Origin of the sequence: Stenotrophomonas maltophilia (genome assembly GCF_023518235.1) — a bacterium.
GTDB lineage: Bacteria > Pseudomonadota > Gammaproteobacteria > Xanthomonadales > Xanthomonadaceae > Stenotrophomonas.
The window spans coordinates 2,274,969-2,289,754 of the sequence record NZ_CP090423.1 but is presented as its reverse complement, the minus strand read 5'-3'; the positions used below and the strand labels follow the sequence as shown (position 1 = coordinate 2,289,754).

Annotated in this window: 17 protein-coding genes; 7 read left to right on the top strand and 10 right to left on the bottom strand. The window is 68.2% G+C overall.

All coding sequences use genetic code 11. The annotated features are described in order from the left end of the window. From LZ605_RS10755 to purM, 6 genes are all read right to left on the bottom strand, one after another. The gene (locus LZ605_RS10755) at positions 1 to 822 is read right to left on the bottom strand and encodes a DUF3108 domain-containing protein (RefSeq protein WP_249844812.1); all 822 of its coding nucleotides are present in this window, start codon (positions 820 to 822) and stop codon (positions 1 to 3) included. A gap of 67 nt (positions 823 to 889) precedes the next feature. Continuing rightward, positions 890 to 1,552 carry a phosphoribosylglycinamide formyltransferase gene (gene purN, locus LZ605_RS10750; protein WP_249844811.1) on the bottom strand — a complete coding sequence of 221 codons (663 nt, stop codon included), beginning with the start codon at positions 1,550 to 1,552 and terminating at the stop codon, positions 890 to 892. Then, positions 1,552 to 2,202: a DUF2238 domain-containing protein gene (locus tag LZ605_RS10745; RefSeq protein WP_249844810.1), complete on the bottom strand. Its 651-nt coding sequence runs from the start codon at positions 2,200 to 2,202 to the stop codon at positions 1,552 to 1,554. The genes purN and LZ605_RS10745 overlap by 1 nt, the downstream gene beginning before the upstream one ends. A 40-nt stretch (positions 2,203 to 2,242) precedes the next feature. After that, positions 2,243 to 2,665, bottom strand: a complete 423-nt coding sequence (locus LZ605_RS10740) for a hypothetical protein (RefSeq protein ID WP_249844809.1) — start codon at positions 2,663 to 2,665, stop codon at positions 2,243 to 2,245. Continuing rightward, a complete protein-coding gene (locus LZ605_RS10735; protein ID WP_249844808.1) occupies positions 2,662 to 3,150 on the bottom strand; it encodes a hypothetical protein in 489 nt (162 codons plus the stop codon). Before LZ605_RS10735 ends, LZ605_RS10740 begins: the two co-directional genes overlap by 4 nt. 21 nt (positions 3,151 to 3,171) lie before the next feature. Continuing rightward, positions 3,172 to 4,230, bottom strand: a complete 1,059-nt coding sequence (gene purM / locus LZ605_RS10730; protein ID WP_249844807.1) for a phosphoribosylformylglycinamidine cyclo-ligase — start codon at positions 4,228 to 4,230, stop codon at positions 3,172 to 3,174. Between the two features lie 112 nt (positions 4,231 to 4,342). Between purM and LZ605_RS10725 the strand changes: the two genes are divergently transcribed. Genes LZ605_RS10725 through hda form a run of 3 tightly spaced genes read left to right on the top strand, consistent with a single transcriptional unit; the run spans position 4,343 to position 7,343 of the window. Continuing rightward, a complete protein-coding gene (locus LZ605_RS10725) occupies positions 4,343 to 5,470 on the top strand; it encodes a DUF2066 domain-containing protein (protein WP_249844806.1) in 1,128 nt (375 codons plus the stop codon). Next, on the top strand, positions 5,467 to 6,636 hold the full coding sequence (locus tag LZ605_RS10720; protein WP_249844805.1) for an AI-2E family transporter: 1,170 nt from the start codon (positions 5,467 to 5,469) through the stop codon (positions 6,634 to 6,636). The genes LZ605_RS10725 and LZ605_RS10720 overlap by 4 nt, the downstream gene beginning before the upstream one ends. After that, the gene (hda, locus tag LZ605_RS10715) at positions 6,636 to 7,343 is read left to right on the top strand and encodes a DnaA regulatory inactivator Hda (protein WP_249844804.1); all 708 of its coding nucleotides are present in this window, start codon (positions 6,636 to 6,638) and stop codon (positions 7,341 to 7,343) included. Before LZ605_RS10720 ends, hda begins: the two co-directional genes overlap by 1 nt. Positions 7,344 to 7,792: 449 nt before the next feature. On the opposite strand, the gene murU is transcribed toward hda, so the two are convergent. The 4 genes from murU to LZ605_RS10695 all read right to left on the bottom strand — a co-directional run bounded on the left by murU (position 7,793) and on the right by LZ605_RS10695 (position 11,414). Then, positions 7,793 to 8,503 carry an N-acetylmuramate alpha-1-phosphate uridylyltransferase MurU gene (murU, locus tag LZ605_RS10710; RefSeq protein ID WP_249844803.1) on the bottom strand — a complete coding sequence of 237 codons (711 nt, stop codon included), beginning with the start codon at positions 8,501 to 8,503 and terminating at the stop codon, positions 7,793 to 7,795. After that, on the bottom strand, positions 8,500 to 9,525 hold the full coding sequence (locus LZ605_RS10705) for an aminoglycoside phosphotransferase family protein (protein WP_249844802.1): 1,026 nt from the start codon (positions 9,523 to 9,525) through the stop codon (positions 8,500 to 8,502). Before LZ605_RS10705 ends, murU begins: the two co-directional genes overlap by 4 nt. Before the next feature lie 56 nt (positions 9,526 to 9,581). Next, positions 9,582 to 9,851, bottom strand: a complete 270-nt coding sequence (locus tag LZ605_RS10700; RefSeq protein ID WP_108748822.1) for a GlsB/YeaQ/YmgE family stress response membrane protein — start codon at positions 9,849 to 9,851, stop codon at positions 9,582 to 9,584. A 69-nt stretch (positions 9,852 to 9,920) separates the two neighbouring features. After that, on the bottom strand, positions 9,921 to 11,414 hold the full coding sequence (locus LZ605_RS10695; protein WP_249844801.1) for a M20 family metallopeptidase: 1,494 nt from the start codon (positions 11,412 to 11,414) through the stop codon (positions 9,921 to 9,923). Positions 11,415 to 11,615: 201 nt separating this feature from the next. Between LZ605_RS10695 and LZ605_RS10690 the strand changes: the two genes are divergently transcribed. From LZ605_RS10690 to LZ605_RS10675, 4 genes are all read left to right on the top strand, one after another. Further along, on the top strand, positions 11,616 to 11,942 hold the full coding sequence (locus tag LZ605_RS10690) for a ComEA family DNA-binding protein (protein WP_249844800.1): 327 nt from the start codon (positions 11,616 to 11,618) through the stop codon (positions 11,940 to 11,942). A 351-nt stretch (positions 11,943 to 12,293) separates the two neighbouring features. After that, the gene (locus LZ605_RS10685; protein ID WP_249844799.1) at positions 12,294 to 13,370 is read left to right on the top strand and encodes a L,D-transpeptidase; all 1,077 of its coding nucleotides are present in this window, start codon (positions 12,294 to 12,296) and stop codon (positions 13,368 to 13,370) included. Between the two features lie 17 nt (positions 13,371 to 13,387). Then, a complete protein-coding gene (locus tag LZ605_RS10680) occupies positions 13,388 to 14,113 on the top strand; it encodes a murein L,D-transpeptidase catalytic domain family protein (RefSeq protein ID WP_249844798.1) in 726 nt (241 codons plus the stop codon). Between the two features lie 34 nt (positions 14,114 to 14,147). Further along, positions 14,148 to 14,753 (top strand): HutD/Ves family protein, encoded by a 606-nt coding sequence (locus LZ605_RS10675; protein ID WP_249844797.1) that lies wholly within the window; start codon positions 14,148 to 14,150, stop codon positions 14,751 to 14,753. The last annotated feature ends 33 nt before the right edge of the window (positions 14,754 to 14,786 follow it).

The window sequence follows — 14,786 nt, the reverse complement described above, 5'->3', positions numbered from 1 at the left end:
TCAGACTCCTTGGTATTCGATCAGTCGAAGGTCGACGCGGTCTTCGCCGTCTTCGCGTTGCAGGATACGCACCGGGGTGGGAACACCGTTGGCGATCCAGAGAATGGTTTCATTGTTGCCGCCGTTGGTGCGGTACACCTTCAGCGCGTTGTAGGACAGGTCGCCGACCTCGACGTTCTCGGTCTGCGCTGCCGCCTGGTAGTCATGCTGGCGGACCTTGCCCATGTCCACGTAGCGGTAGTGCATGGCCGCGCCCGGACGCGCATCGCGCATGATCGCCAGGTTGATCAGCAGTGCGCTCTGGTCGCCCGGCTGCAGCGGGATCGGTTGCGCGCGGTCCTTCTTCACATCGCCGCTCCACTGCGCGGTGCCGGCCTGCCAGTTGTAGGTGCCGACTGCCTTCTTGCCCAGGAACAGGCCCTTGCGCACGGTGCTCTGGCTGAGCGGCGCGTAGGTGCCGCCGCGTTCCTCGAACACGGTGCTCTGCTCGATGTTCAGGCCCAGCACGCTGGCAAAGCCGCGGCGGCCGACCACCTGCATGTCCACCCGCCATTGGCTGCCGCCGGTGTGGGTGACCTGCATGCTGGCGTCGCCGGCCTCCTTGCCCTTGTAGAAGGCCTGGTAGGTGGCGCTGAACGGCTGCAACGGCGGCGGCTCCCAGGCCAGGGCCGGAGGCATCGGCACCGGCGGTTCGGCCGGCGCCTGCACCACGGGCACCGCAGCTGGTGCTGTGGCGGGCGCTTGCGCCTGTCCCCAGCCCGGGCCGGGGAACGCGGCAAGCGACAGCAACAATGAAGTGGACAGCAGGGTCGTGGTCTTCATGAAGGGCAGGGACCGCAGGAGGGGGCAGGATGCCAGCCGCGCAGTCAGCGGGGCGTGTGCAAGCCGGTTACCGGTTCAGGTTCCCGGCGGAATCTAGAGCCAACGGGTTAAACAGGGGGTGACCATCCAGCCAGGGTTGCCCGTCCCGTTCAGCCAGGCGGCCACTGCACAGCAGCTGCAGCGTGGCGATCAGCAGCGGATGCTCCACCGCCAGCACGCGTGCAGCCAGGCTGTTCGCGTCATCGCCTGGCAGCACCGGCACCCGCACCTGGGCCAGCACGGCACCGGCATCCAGCTCGGGAACCACCAGGTGCACGCTGGCGCCATGCTCGGCGTCACCGGCCTGCAGCGCCCGCGCGTGCGTGTCCAGGCCCTTGTGCAGCGGCAGCAGCGAGGGATGGATGTTGACCAGGCGGCCAGCAAAGCGCTGCACGAAGATCGCGCCGAGGATGCGCATGTAGCCGGCGCAGATGATCCAGTCCGGCTGCGCTGCGGCCAGCGCATCGCCCAGGGTCTGTTCGTAGGTGGCGCGGTCGCTGAATTCCTTCGGTGCGTGCGCCCAGCGCAGGCCCGGATCGACGCGTTGCAGCGCCTCGGCCGCGGGGCGATCGGAGAACACACCGACCACCTCGGCGCGCAGCCGGCCGCTGCCGATGGCGTCGAGGATGGCCTGCAGGTTGCTGCCACGGCCCGAGGCAAGCACGGCGATACGGGGGAGGGAAGCACTCATTACGGGGAACTCCGGCGGATCAGCGGCCCGGTGAGCAGGCTGCCCACGGTGGCCATCAGCATGTCGGCGTGGGCATCCCACAGGTCGCCCTGCTGGCCGTTGTAGGCCTCGGCGGCATCGGGGGAGAGGGCCAGCGCGATGGCCCATTCAAACCACTCGTAGACCAGGCTGGAGCACATGATGGTCATCACCGCCAGGGTGAAGGCGTGGCCCCGGCGCAGTGCCGGCCAGGCGTGGCGGGCCAGCTGCAGCAGTGCCGGGGTGAAGCAGACGCCGTACAGGAAGTGGATGAGGCGATCGAAATGGTTGCGCTGCCAGCCGAACGCCGCATTGGGCGACCAACCGGTCAGCGTCTGCATCCACGCGTCGTAGGGCACGTTGGAGTACAGCCAGCGCGCCGCCACGCAATGCAGGGCGATGAAGCCGCAGATGGCGATGAAGGCGCCATTGCCCAGCCAGCCACGGCGATCCACCCACAGCAGGACGACCAGCCCGAGCACGGTCAGCGTGCTGTGCAGGGCCTGTTCGGTGGGCCACAGCGGGCGGAACCAGCTGATCGCGAACACCGCCACCACGGCGGCGAACGCCAGCTTCTTGGCGCCCGATGCACGGTAGGCGGAGGCAGGGGGGGCGAGGGCAGGCGAGGACATGTCGGGTCGATCGGGAAGGGACGGGTATTCGCCGGTCGGCTCAGACGCTGAGATGGTCGCCGCGGTCGAACAGGACAGCCATCTCCGGTTTGGACAGGAACACCAGCGCATAGGCGGTCAACGCCATGCCCAGCGGCCCGGCCAGCACGGCCAGCCAGGCCGCACGCCGGCATGCGGCCAGACCGGTGCGGCGCGACAGCAGGCGGGCGGTATGCAGCTGCACCAAGCCCAGCACCGCGGCCAGCACGGCGATTGCCGCATAGACCGTGGCCAGCACGGCGCCGTCGTCGAGCCCGCGCGAACTGGCCACCAGGCCGATGAAGGCGGTGAAGGCCAGTGCGGCCAGCCAGTGGAACCCCGCCAGCGCGTAGAACAGCACTTTCAGCGTCTGCAGATGGCTGGCCAGCTGCAGCTGGGCCAGGGTCTGCTGCGGCAGCGGTGGCGGATTGCCTGCGGCGTTCACAGGGCAGCGCCCGGTGCATCGAAGGCGGCCTTGACCTGCGGGCGCAGCAGGGTGATCAGGCTCAACACGCCCAGCGCGGTGCCGATCGGGGCGACCAGACAGGCCAGGCCGGCCACGATCAGGCACAGCAGATGACGGCGACGGCGTGCCAGGCAGCGCCCGGCATAGGCGACGAACGCGCCCAGCGTGACGCCCCCGAACACCATGACGCAGCCGAGGATGGTGAACACCCAGCCCATCAGCTGCTGTTCGGCCAGCGAGGAGGGCTCGCCGCCAGACTTCATCGGCAGGCTGCCGGTCAGGGCGGCGATACCGATCACGATGTGCAGGATGAAGATCAGCGAGAACAGTGCGATCAGGCCACCGACCACGTAGTGCGCGATGGCCAGCATGCGCAGGTGGTCGGCATCCTGGGCGCTGAACGCCGGTACCGCCGCCAAGGGCGGCGGCATCGGCGCGGGCGATACGGGGGGCGTTGCGTCCATGCGGGCTCCTGGTTGCCGGGCTCAGCCGATGTGAACGCGCTCGGCGCCTTCGGCGCTGACCACCTGGCCGATGGTCCAGTGTTCCAGGCCCTGCGCCTTGACCGCCTCGGACACGGCCGCCACCTGATCCGGAGCGACGATCAGCACAAAGCCGATGCCACAGTTGAAGGTGCGCCACATCTCGCTGTCGGCCACCGCGCCTTCCTTCTGCAGCCACTGGAAGACCGGCGGCAGGGTCCAGGACGAAGCCTGGATGTCCAGGCCGAGGCCGTCGGGCACCACGCGGATGATGTTCTCGGTCAGGCCGCCACCGGTGATGTGGGCCATGCCGTGGATGGCCGCACCGTGCGACTTCAGCAGCGACAGGATCGGCTTGACGTACAGCCGGGTCGGCGCCATCAGCGCATCGACCAGCTTCACGCCGCCTTCCAGTTCCAGATCGGCCGGGCGGCCGGCGCGGTCGTAGATGCGGCGCACCAGCGAATAGCCGTTGGAGTGCGGGCCGGAAGAGGCGATACCGATCAGCACGTCGCCGTTGGCCACGCTGGCGCCGTCCTTCAGCTCGCTCTTCTCGACCGCCGCCACGGTGAAGCCGGCCAGGTCGTACTCGCCCGGGGCGTACATGTCGGGCATTTCAGCGGTTTCCCCACCGATCAGCGCGCAACCGGCCTCGGTGCAGCCGTTGGCGATGCCACCCACCACGGCCGCGGCGGTGTCGATGTCCAGCTTGCCGGTGGCGAAATAGTCCAGGAAGAACAGCGGCTCGGCGCCCTGCACCAGCACGTCGTTCACGCACATGGCGACCAGGTCGATGCCGATCGTATCGTGGCGGTTCAGCTGGTGGGCCAGCTTCAGCTTGGTGCCCACGCCGTCGGTACCCGACACCAGCACCGGCTCGCGGTACTTGTTGGACAGGTCGAACAGGGCGCCGAAGCCGCCCAGGCCGCCCATCACTTCCGGCCGGAAGCTGCGCTTGACCAGGGGCTTGATGCGCTCGACCAGTTCGTTGCCGGCGTCGATGTCGACACCCGCGTCTCGGTAGGTAAGGGGGGAGGGGGCGGAAGACGGGGTGTTGGTCACGGGCGTCGGCGCTGGCAGGGGTTGAACGGGCGATTTTAACAGGCCGCATTGGCGCAAAGTCCGTATTCGGGCAACAATTCCCCCCGGATACGTCGAGCCAATGGATGTCCTGATGCGCCGCAGCCTGATTCTGACCCTGCTCATTGCACTGAGCCTGCCGGTGGCCACGATGGCCCAGAGCGGCCTGCGCACCGAGGGTGATGTCGCCACCGCCACCGGCGCGTACGAGGCCGAAGTGCCCGTCAACAGCCAGGCCGAAGCCGATCGCAACGGCGCCCTGGCCCGCGCGTTGAGCGTGGTGCTGGGCAAGTTGTCCGGCGATCGCAGCGTGATGTCCCGCCCCGGCGTGGTGCAGGCGCTGCGCAACGCCAAGGATTACGTGGCCAGTTACGACTACAAACAGGACCAGAGCGTGGGCGCCAGTGGCGCGCCGAGCTTCCGCACCCTGCTGGTGGCCCGTTTCCGCGAGGATGACGTCGATTCGCTGGTCTCCGCCCTGGGGCTGCCGCTGTGGCCGCAGCCGCGACCGAAGCCGGTGCTGTGGCTGGCGGTGGATGACGGCAGCGGCCCGCGCTTGGTCAGCGTGCAGCAGGCCAATGCGGCCCGCCCGCTGCTGAACCGCGCCATCGAACGCGGTTACAAGCTGGGCCTGCCCAGTGGCGGTGCCGCCGAACAGGCGCTGGCTGGCGCCATCTGGCGCCAGGACAGCGCTGCGGTGGCCCGTGCCTCGTCGCGCTATTCGCCACCGATGCAGCTGATCGGCAAGCTGTACCGCGCCAATGGCGGCTGGCAGGCGGACTGGGTGTTCGTCGACAACGGCCGTGAACTGAACAAGTGGACCAGCAAGGACGCCAACGCCATGCGTGCGATGGCCGCCGGTGCCGATGGCGCCGCCGATGCGCTGGTCAAGCGCTATGCCAAGGCCGGCGTGGCTACCGGCCAGGCCGGGACCTACCGCGTGGTGGTAACCGGCATCAACAGCGCCGACGATTACCTGCGCCTGGCCGCTGGCCTGCGCGAGGTGCCGGTGGTGCGCAATGTCACCCCGCTGCACGCCTCGGCCGGCCAGCTGGAGCTGAGCCTGGAGATGACCACCGGCCTGGCCGGCTTCAACCGCATGCTGGGCGACAACGGTGTGCTGGTGCCGAGTGCCACGCTGCCGGCGCTGCCGACCCCGATCGATGAGACCAGCGGCGCCCCCGTGGCCGCGCCGGTCAGCAACGAGTACCGCCTGCGATGACTCTGACCCCGGAAGCGGAAATCGCGCAGTTCCTGCGGCGGATGAAGTACATCCTGTTCGCCGGCCTGATCGGCTGGATCGTCTGGCTGCTGGCGCCGATCCTGACCCCCTTCGTACTGGCGCTGGCGCTGGCCTGGCTGGGTGACCCGCTGGTGGACCGCATCGAGGCCACCGGCCGCTCGCGCATGACCGGCGTGGTGCTGGTGTTTGCGGCCATGGTGCTGGTGATCGTGGCCCTGCTGCTGGTGCTGGTGCCGATGATCGAACGCCAGATCACCACCCTGATCGCGGTCGCGCCGCAGGCGCAGGCGTGGCTGATGGAAAAGGGCATTCCCTGGTTTGAGCAGAAGACCGGCCTGGAAGTGATGCAGTGGCTGGACCCGGATCGTCTGATCGACTGGGTGCGCAGCCACTGGCAGCAGGCCGGCGGCTTTGCCACCACGTTCATGGGTTATGTCTCGCGCTCGGGCTTTGCGATGGTGACCTGGGTGGTCAACATCCTGCTGCTGCCGATCCTGGCGTTCTACTTCCTGCGCGACTGGGACAAGCTGGTGGAGCGGGTGGCGTCGGTGATCCCGCGCAACCACATCGGCACCATCAGCGCGCTGGCGCGCGAGTCCAACGACGTTCTGGGCGCGTTCATCCGCGGCCAGTTCCTGGTGATGCTGGCGCTGGGCGTGATCTACGCCGGCGGTCTATCGCTGGTGGGCCTCAAGCTGGGCCTGCTGATCGGCCTGATTGCCGGCCTGATCAGCTTCATCCCGTACCTGGGCGCGACCACCGGCATTGTGATGGCGATCGTGGCCGCGCTGGTGCAGTCACAGGGCTTCGACCTGAAGCTGCTGATCCTGGTCGGCGTGGTGTTCACCGTCGGCCAGCTGCTGGAGAGCTACGTGCTGACCCCGCGCATCGTCGGCGACAAGATCGGCCTGCACCCGGTGGCGGTGATCTTCGCGGTGATGGCCGGTGGCCAGCTGTTCGGTTTCCTCGGCATGCTGTTGGCGCTGCCGGTGGCGGCGGTGACCAACGTGCTGCTGCGCTACGCCCACCAGCGTTATCGGCAGAGCGAGCTGTACGTGGGCGAGAAGCCGGCAATCGTGCTTGATGGCGTGGTCGACCAGCCCCATATCATCATCCCGAATGACAAGGGCCCCGACCTGAAGTGATGGGTGTGCCGCAACTGCCGCTGGCCCTGCATTACCCGCGGGACCAGCGCCTGGAGACCTTCATCGGCGCGCCGGATGGCGCGCTGGCGCAGCTGCGCGCGATCGCAGTGGGTGCCAGCCACGATTGGGTCTACCTGGAAGGGGCGGCGGGGACCGGCAAGACCCATCAGGCGCTGGCGATGTGTTCCAGCGCCGAGCAGGCCGGGCGCCTGCCGACCTACGTGCCGCTGGCCAGCGCCGCCGGCCGCGTGCGCGCGGCGCTGGACGGGCTGGAGTCGCGCGAACTGGTGGCGCTGGACGGCCTGGATGAGGTGGCCGGCCACCGCGAGGACGAGATCGCGCTGTTCGACTTCCACAATCGCGCGCGCGCTGCCGGGGTGACCGTGCTGTACACGGCGCAGAAGGCGCCCGAAGCGCTGGGCCTGGTGCTGCCGGACCTGCGTTCGCGGCTGGGCCAGTGCGTGCGCGTGCTGCTGCAGCCGCTGGATGAGGAAGGCCGCGCGGCGGTGCTGCGCGAGCGCGCGCTGCGGCGTGGGTTGGCGATCGACGAGGCCGCCATCGAGTGGCTGCTGTCGCACACCGGGCGTGAACTGGGTGGACTGATCACGCTGCTGGACTGGCTGGACCGCGAATCGCTGGCAGCCAAGCGGCGGATCACCGTGCCGTTCCTGCGCCAGGTGCTGGAAGAAGGCCGGCCTCGATACTGAGGGTGGGGTTGTTTGCAGGGCTGCGCCCTGCACCCGCCGAAGCAACGTCAACTTCAAAAGCTGGCTTCCTGAGGGGAGGCGGGGCGCTGTGGGCTTGCGGGGCCGCCGTAAACCCGTCCATGGGGGCTTGGTCGCCGCATCCATGCGGCTCACACCCCGCAAGCCCACAGCGCCCCGCCTTCGATAGGTTCCCGCGGCTGTTGGTGGGTGTCGACCTTGGTCGACACCAGAGCAAGCGCAGCGCAGCGACCCGCTTTTGCTTTTCTTTCTTTCTTCCGTGGCTGGACGCGCACGGAAACTGTCAGAGGCCGGGCGGGGTGGGTTCGCGGGGGTGTCCGCGGCATGGATGCCGCGGCCAAGCCCCCATGGACGGGTTCACGGCGTCCCCCGCGAACCCACCCCGCCCGGCCAAGCGCGGCTTTTGATTGGAGCGCCCAGCCACGAGGGGCTCAGCCGTTCGCCGCCAACTCCGCGTCCAGCGCACGCAGGCGATCCACGGTGCCGACATCGGTCCAGCGCCCGCGATGGTGCTGCCCGGTCATCAATCCCTGCGCCATGAAGTGCTTCTGCAGCGGCACCACCGAAAATTTCGGCGGCACCCGCTCACTGCCCGGCGCATCGCCGATCACCGCGCGCCAGTCGGTCACGATCGAAGGGCGGTACACGCCGATGCCCGCATACGTCAGGCACGGTCCTTCGCGGTCGTGATGCAGCCCGCCCTGCGTGTCCAGCCGGTAATCTCCGTGTGGGTGCTGTGCCGGGTTGTCGACCAGCACCAGGTGCGCTTGGCCCTGCGGCTCGCGCGGCAGCGTGGCGAAATCGAAATCGGTCCAGATGTCGCCGTTCACCACCAGGAACGGCGCCTCGCCCAACACCGGCAGCGCGTTGAGGATGCCGCCGCCGGTTTCCAGCGGGGTCGCCCCTTCGTGGAGGAAATGCAGGTGCAGTCCCCATTGGCTGCCATCGCCCAGCACCGCCGGAAACTGCTCGGCCAGCCAGGCGGTGTTGATCACCACCTCGCGCACGCCAAGCGCGGCCAGGCGCTCCAGGTGCCACACGATCAGCGGCTTGCCGGCAACCTCCAGCAACGGTTTGGGCGTGTGCAGGGTCAGCGGGCGCATGCGCTCGCCCAGGCCCGCAGCAAAGATCAGCGCTTTCATCGTGTCACGCGCATCGGTGCAGCCAGTTCGGCCAGCGCCGGCTTGATGCGTGTCTCCAGCAGCTGCTGCAGCGGTGCCAGCTCGCGGTAACGCGGCAGTACCTCGTCCAGATAGGCGATGAAGCGCGGCACGTCGTCCAGATAGTGGCCCTTGTTGTCGCGGTAGCGCAGGCGGCTGAAGATGCCCAGGCACTTCAGGTGGCGCTGCACGCCCATCCAGTCGGCATCGCGCAGGAAGGTGGCGCGGTCGGGCACCGGCAGGCCGGCATCCAGCGCGCGCTGGTGGTACTGCGCCAGCCATTCGTCCACGCGCTGCAGCGGCCAGCTCAGGAACGCATCCTTGAACAGGCTCACCGCATCGTAGGCGATCGGGCCACGCACCAGATCCTGGAAATCCAGCACCGCGGGGCCGTTGTCGACCGGCATCAGGTTGCGCGGCATGTAGTCGCGGTGGGTCATCAGCTGGGCCTGGCCCAATGCGTTGTCCATCAACCGGCGATGTACCAGCTGCAGGCCTTCGATGTCGCCGCAGTCCAGTTCCAGGTTCAGATGGCGCTGCAGGAACCATTCGTCGAACAGCCCGGCATCGCGTTGCAGCAGTGCTTCACCGAACTGGCCGAAATCAGCTGGCACCGGGATCGCCTGCAGGCGCAGCAGCTGTTCGATCGAACGGTCGAACCATTCATCGGCATTGCGTTCGTCGAGGATCTTGGCCAGCGTCGGGCCACCGAGATCCTCCAGCAGCAGGAAACCGGCGTCGAGATCCTGTGCAAGCAAGGCGGGCACGCGCAGGCCATGGTCATGCAGCAGGCCACGCATGCGCAGCCACGGCCGCGGATCCTCCAGCCCCGGCGGCGCGTCCATCACGATGTGGCTGCCGCGCGTGCTGGTGGTGCGCCAGTAGCTGCGCATGCCGGCATCGACCGAGGCGCGCTCGGCCACCGCGTTGGCATCATCAAGCTGGGTACGGGCCCACTGCAGGCGCTGCGCGCTGCGCTGGGGGTCGGAGGCGGGTTCGGTCATGCAGGCAGTTCCGGGCGCGCCAGGCGCGCCACGCTCAGGAGAGAGAAAAGGGGGTGTCAGCGGCGTGGGCTGAACAGGCGCATCAAGGCCAGCACGGCCACCGCGCCGACCACCGCGCCGAGGAAACCGGCCGGCTCGCCGGGCCGGTACCAGCCCATGTACTGGCCAAACCAGCCGGCCACCAGCGCGCCGACGATGCCCAGCACGATGGTCAGCAGGCAGCCCATGCGGTTGTTGCCGGGCATGAAGAAGCGTCCGAGCAGGCCGACGAAGAAGCCGACCAGCAGGATGTACAGCCAGCTGCTGCTGCCGAACAGACCATTCATGCGCGCGGATTCCGCTTGAGTGTGGACGCAGCCTAGCAAGGCCAGGCTGCGTCCGTCACGGGTGCCGGATCAGCAGCAGCCGTGGTCGCCGTGGCGGGTGCCGCTGTCGGCAGCCACCGGCGAACCGCTGGTCTCGCCGCGCAGGCTGGCGGCGTAGTGCTCGCTGATCACCTTGGACACGCAGGCGGTGACCTTCTTGCCCATCGGGATGTGCAGGAACTCGTTCGGGCCGTGCGCGTTGGAGTGCGGGCCGAGCACGCCGGTGATCATGAACTGCGCACCCGGGAACTTCTCACCCAGCATGCCCATGAACGGGATCGAGCCGCCTTCGCCCATGTACATCGCCGGCTTGCCGAAGAAGGCCTGGCTGGCGTCGTCGATGGCCTGGGTCAGCCACGGCGCCATGGCCGGAGCGTTCCAGCCGGTGGAGGCCTTTTCCAGGTCCAGGGTGACCTGCGCGCCGTTCGGCGGGTCGCGCAGCAGCGCTTCCTTCAGCAGTTCGCTGCAGGTCTTGCCATCGGCGGTGGGCGGCAGGCGCAGCGACAGCTTCACCGAGGTCTGCGGGCGCAGCACGTTGCCGGCCGATTCCAGTGGGGGCATGCCACCGATGCCGGTGACCGACAGCGCCGGGCGCCAGGTGCGGTTGAGCACCAGCTCGGTCAGGTCTTCGTTCATCGGGCGCAGGCCGTCGACCATCGGGAACTTCTCGAAGATCTCGGTATCGACCACTTCGGCAGCACGCTTGGCCTGCTCCTGGCGCTCGGCGGGGATCTCCACGTTCATGCCGTCGATCAGGATGCGGCCGGTGTCCTGGTCCTCGATGCGCGAAAGGATCTGGCGCAGCAGGCGGAAGCTGGACGGGATCACGCCGGAGGCATCGCCGGAATGCACGCCTTCGTTGAGCACCTTCACGGTGAAGTTGCCGCCGGTCAGGCCGCGCAGCGAGGTGGTGCACCACAGCTGGTCGTAGTTGGCGCAGCCCGAATCCAGGCAGACCACCAGCGACGGCCTGCCGATGCGGTCGGCCAAGTGGTCGACGTAGGCCGGCAGGTCGTAGCTGCCCGATTCTTCACAGGCTTCGATCAGCACCACGCAGCGGGCGTGCGGCAGGCCCTGGGCCTGCAGCGCCAGCACCGCGGCCAGCGAGCCGAAAATGGCGTAGCCGTCGTCGGCGCCACCGCGGCCGTACAGCTTGTCGCCGCGCAGCACCGGGGTCCACGGGCCGAGGTCGTCGTCCCAGCCGGTCATTTCCGGCTGCTTGTCCAGGTGGCCGTAGAGCAGGATGGTGTCGTCGCCGGTCTCGGCGCCGGTAGCCGGAATTTCCAGGAAGATCAGCGGGGTACGGCCTTCCAGGCGCACCACCTCGACCTTCAGGCCGGGCAGCTGCTGGGCCTTGGCCCAGTTCTCCATCAGCGTGACTGCCTGTTCCATATAGCCGTTCTGCACCCAATTGGCGTCGAACATCGGCGACTTGTTGGGAATGCGGATGTAGTCGACCAATTGCGGGACGATCTCGCTGTCCCACTTGTCATTGACGAATTGGCCGAGCTTGGCGCTGTCCATCTGAAACTCCGGTTGCATGGGCTGTGATCCGGCCATTCTACGCCTGTGCCGAGGGTAGGGTTTTTCCTACATCACGTCGGGTATTTGGCTGGCTTACTGGAACGCGGGAAACCGATAGGCTGTGCACATGTGGAGACGGACACTGTTCCTGCCGGCGGGATTGCCGGAAGGGGCCACCCGAACCACAAGGAGATACACGTCGTGCCTTGGTTTGTCGTGTTGAGGGCACTGGTACTGGGAATGTGGATCGCAGGGGCGCACGCCGCCGCTCCGATCGACATCAACCGGGCCGATGCCCAGGCGCTGCAGCAGGGACTGACGATGGTCGGAGCCGTCAAGGCCGAGGCGATCGTCGAGCACCGGCGCAGACACGGCCCGTTTCACCGCGTCGAGGACCTGACGCAGGTGAAGGGGATAGGGAAAGCAATCGTCGAACGGAATCGACAGCGGATCACCGTTGGCAACAGGGCGTTGCCGGCGGATCCGGTACCCGGATCGGTACCGGTGCGAACCGTACCCAGGCGCTGACAGCAGGATCGTCGGAACCGGCAGGAGGCTGGTTCATCGGGCACGGGCAGGAAGGCCGTGCCCACCGACCGCCGCAGGACGCGGCACCAATCACCAGGACGGTGGCATCACAGACCTGTGGAAGGGGCTGAGATACAAGCAGGACGAACGCGGCCGCGTGCAGGATGCAACGCTGTCCCCACAGCGCAGGAAGCGAGGGGATGGCAGCAGGCCGACAGGGATGTAACGATTGCCCGGTACGACACAAGGCTGTGTCGCCGGGCAATTTCATTTGTGGCGTCCGTTCTTGCCGCGGCCACCACGCGCCGATGCGGTACGGTAACCGCCTCGCATGGAAAGGATCGCCGCTGGATGCCTCTGTACCGCCCCACGACGCTGATGTTCGCCCTGGCCCTGGCCCTGCCGCTCATGGCCCGTGCCGCCGCGCCCGCCAAACCTGTGGCTGTGTCCGCCAGCACGGCGGAGGTACGCGGTCCGACCGACCTCAAGCCGGGCGAGTACCTGTGGCATCCGGAAATCTCGCCCACCGGCCCGATCGTGCTGGTGGTCAGCCTCGACGAGCAGCGTGCCTACGTCTACCGCAACGGCATCGCCATCGGCCTGACCACGATCAGCTCGGGCAAGGCCGGGCATGAAACGCCCACCGGGGTGTTCACCATCCTGCAGAAGGACAAGGACCACAAATCCAACCTCTACAACAGCGCGCCGATGCCCTACATGCAGCGGCTGACCTGGGACGGCATCGCCCTGCACGGCGGCAGCCTGCCCGGGCATCCGGCCTCGCATGGCTGCGTGCGCCTGCCACAGGCCTTCGCGCAGAAGCTGTTCAGCGAAACCCAGCGCGGCGACACGGTGGTCGTGGCTGATGCCAAGAGCTCGCCGATGACGCTGGCCTACCCGTCGGTGCTGGCGCCGGTGAACGCGCGCGGCCAGGCGCTGCCGGAAACCGAGGGCGGCGCCAGCGCGCAGGCCTGGTGGAACGACAGCGCGGCCCCGGCCGGGCAGGTCGGCATCCTGGTCAGCCTGCACGACCAGCGTCTGTACGTGCTGCGTGATGGCGTGATGATCGGCGAGTCGCCACTGAAAGCTGACGCGCTGCCGGCGTTCCAGGGCACCACCCTGTTCGTGATGGGGCAGGGTTACAGCGACACGCCCAGCCCGCTGGATGTGAACCAGCGCCTGCACCAGTGGACGGCCTATCCGCTGCTGGGCCAGGACCGTGCCCAGGCCACCCCGGACCTGCTGGCCACGCCGTCGTTGCCGATGGCGCTGCCGGTCGATTTCGCCCGCCAGCTGTACCAGGTGCTGGTGCCGGGCACGACCCTGCTGGTGACCTCGCTGCCGGCGGTCCGCCCAAGCCCGGCTGAATCCGGAATGCAGCCGGTCTTGGAATCCGAGCCGCCAGGGTCCACCCTCAAGGGCAACTGAGCCCCCTCGTTGTGCCCATGACTGCATCCCGCCTGTGCCGGCTGGCCGCGTTCGGCCTGCTGGCGACCTCGGCCAGCGCCCCGGCGCTGGCACAGACGCCCGCCCTCGCCACCTCTGCCGATGATCTGGCTGCGCTGCTGTCGCGTAGTGCGCCCAAGGCCGACCGCCACGTGTTGCAGCTGGCGGCGCACGCCATGCGCTGCGCATTGCAGCGGCCCGAGCTGGGCATCAGCGGTGATCGCCTCAGCGTGATCGATTATTCGCGGCCGTCCACCGAGCCGCGCCTGTGGGTGTTCGACCTGGCCCACCAGCGCCTGCTGTTCGAGGAATGGGTGGCACATGGGCGCAACAGCGGCGAGAACCGCACCGAGCACTTCTCCAACCGCGATGGCAGTTTCATGTCCAGTCTCGGCGCGTTCACCGCGCAGGAGACCTACATGGGCGGCAACGGCTATTCGCTGCGCCTGGCCGGGCTGGAACCGGGCTTCAACGACCGCGCGCGCGAGCGTGCGATCGTCATCCACGGCGCGCCCTACGTGAACCCGGCGACCGCGCAGCTGCAGGGGCGGCTGGGTCGCAGCCTGGGTTGCCCGGCGGTGCGCCTGTCGGTGGCCAAGCCCCTCATCGACGCGTTGCGCGGTGGCACGATGGTGTTCGCGTATTACCCCGATCAGGACTGGCTGAAGCACTCGCAGCTGCTGGGCGGCGAGTGTGGTGGCCAGGGCACGCTCGCCACGCGGTGATGCACGACGGCGCGCGGCATGATGCAATGCGCCGATGAACGTCGACTCCCTGCTGCACACTCCGAGCCAGGTCATCTCCCGCCTGGACTACCGCCGCGAACGCTGGCGCAACGGCCTGGGCTGGACGCGCGAGATCCTGCGCCTGCCCGCGCAGGGCGACGACTGGGCGCTGCGCCTGTCGGTGGCCGAGATCGAACAGGATGCCGCGTTCTCCGCCTTCCCCGGTGTGGAGCGTGAACTGGTGCTGTTGCAGGGCAATGGCGTGCGCCTGCGCTTTGAAGACGGCCGCGTGGCCGAGGTGCTGCCGCCACATGGGCGCGTGCGCTTTGCCGGCGAGGAAACGCTGCAGGGCGAACTGGTCGATGGCACCACCCACGACTTCAACCTGATGTGGAAGCGCGATCTGCTGCAGGCCGAACTGCTGCATCGGCCGCTGGTGGGCTCGATGTTTTTCTTCTGCGAACCGGGCGTGGCCTGGGCATTGCACCTGTTGGCCGGGCATGCGGAGTTCGGTGCCGACAGTGGCCTGCCGCCGCTGCAGGCCGGCGATACCGCGTGGCTGTCGGCGGGTGAACGGCAGCGGCATGCGTTGCAGGGCGGTGGCCAGTTGTTGGCGATCCGGGTGAGTGCGGCGGCGTGATGATTCGTTGGCGCCGGTGGGCACGGCCAGCCG

Bases quoted from the DNA above. Each gene is read 5' to 3' on its own strand.
- LZ605_RS10695 (WP_249844801.1), bottom strand. From the start codon at position 11,414: ATGGACAGCGCCAAGCTCGGCCAATTCGTCAATGACAAGTGGGACAGC.
- LZ605_RS10700 (WP_108748822.1), bottom strand. From the start codon at position 9,851: ATGAATGGTCTGTTCGGCAGCAGCAGCTGGCTGTACATCCTGCTGGTC.
- LZ605_RS10705 (WP_249844802.1), bottom strand. From the start codon at position 9,525: ATGACCGAACCCGCCTCCGACCCCCAGCGCAGCGCGCAGCGCCTGCAG.
- LZ605_RS10685 (WP_249844799.1), top strand. From the start codon at position 12,294: ATGCCTCTGTACCGCCCCACGACGCTGATGTTCGCCCTGGCCCTGGCC.
- LZ605_RS10755 (WP_249844812.1), bottom strand. From the start codon at position 822: ATGAAGACCACGACCCTGCTGTCCACTTCATTGTTGCTGTCGCTTGCC.
- LZ605_RS10735 (WP_249844808.1), bottom strand. From the start codon at position 3,150: ATGGACGCAACGCCCCCCGTATCGCCCGCGCCGATGCCGCCGCCCTTG.
- LZ605_RS10675 (WP_249844797.1), top strand. From the start codon at position 14,148: ATGAACGTCGACTCCCTGCTGCACACTCCGAGCCAGGTCATCTCCCGC.
- LZ605_RS10725 (WP_249844806.1), top strand. From the start codon at position 4,343: ATGCGCCGCAGCCTGATTCTGACCCTGCTCATTGCACTGAGCCTGCCG.
- purN (WP_249844811.1), bottom strand. From the start codon at position 1,552: ATGAGTGCTTCCCTCCCCCGTATCGCCGTGCTTGCCTCGGGCCGTGGC.
- LZ605_RS10720 (WP_249844805.1), top strand. From the start codon at position 5,467: ATGACTCTGACCCCGGAAGCGGAAATCGCGCAGTTCCTGCGGCGGATG.
- LZ605_RS10680 (WP_249844798.1), top strand. From the start codon at position 13,388: ATGACTGCATCCCGCCTGTGCCGGCTGGCCGCGTTCGGCCTGCTGGCG.
- murU (WP_249844803.1), bottom strand. From the start codon at position 8,503: ATGAAAGCGCTGATCTTTGCTGCGGGCCTGGGCGAGCGCATGCGCCCG.
- hda (WP_249844804.1), top strand. From the start codon at position 6,636: ATGGGTGTGCCGCAACTGCCGCTGGCCCTGCATTACCCGCGGGACCAG.
- LZ605_RS10745 (WP_249844810.1), bottom strand. From the start codon at position 2,202: ATGTCCTCGCCTGCCCTCGCCCCCCCTGCCTCCGCCTACCGTGCATCG.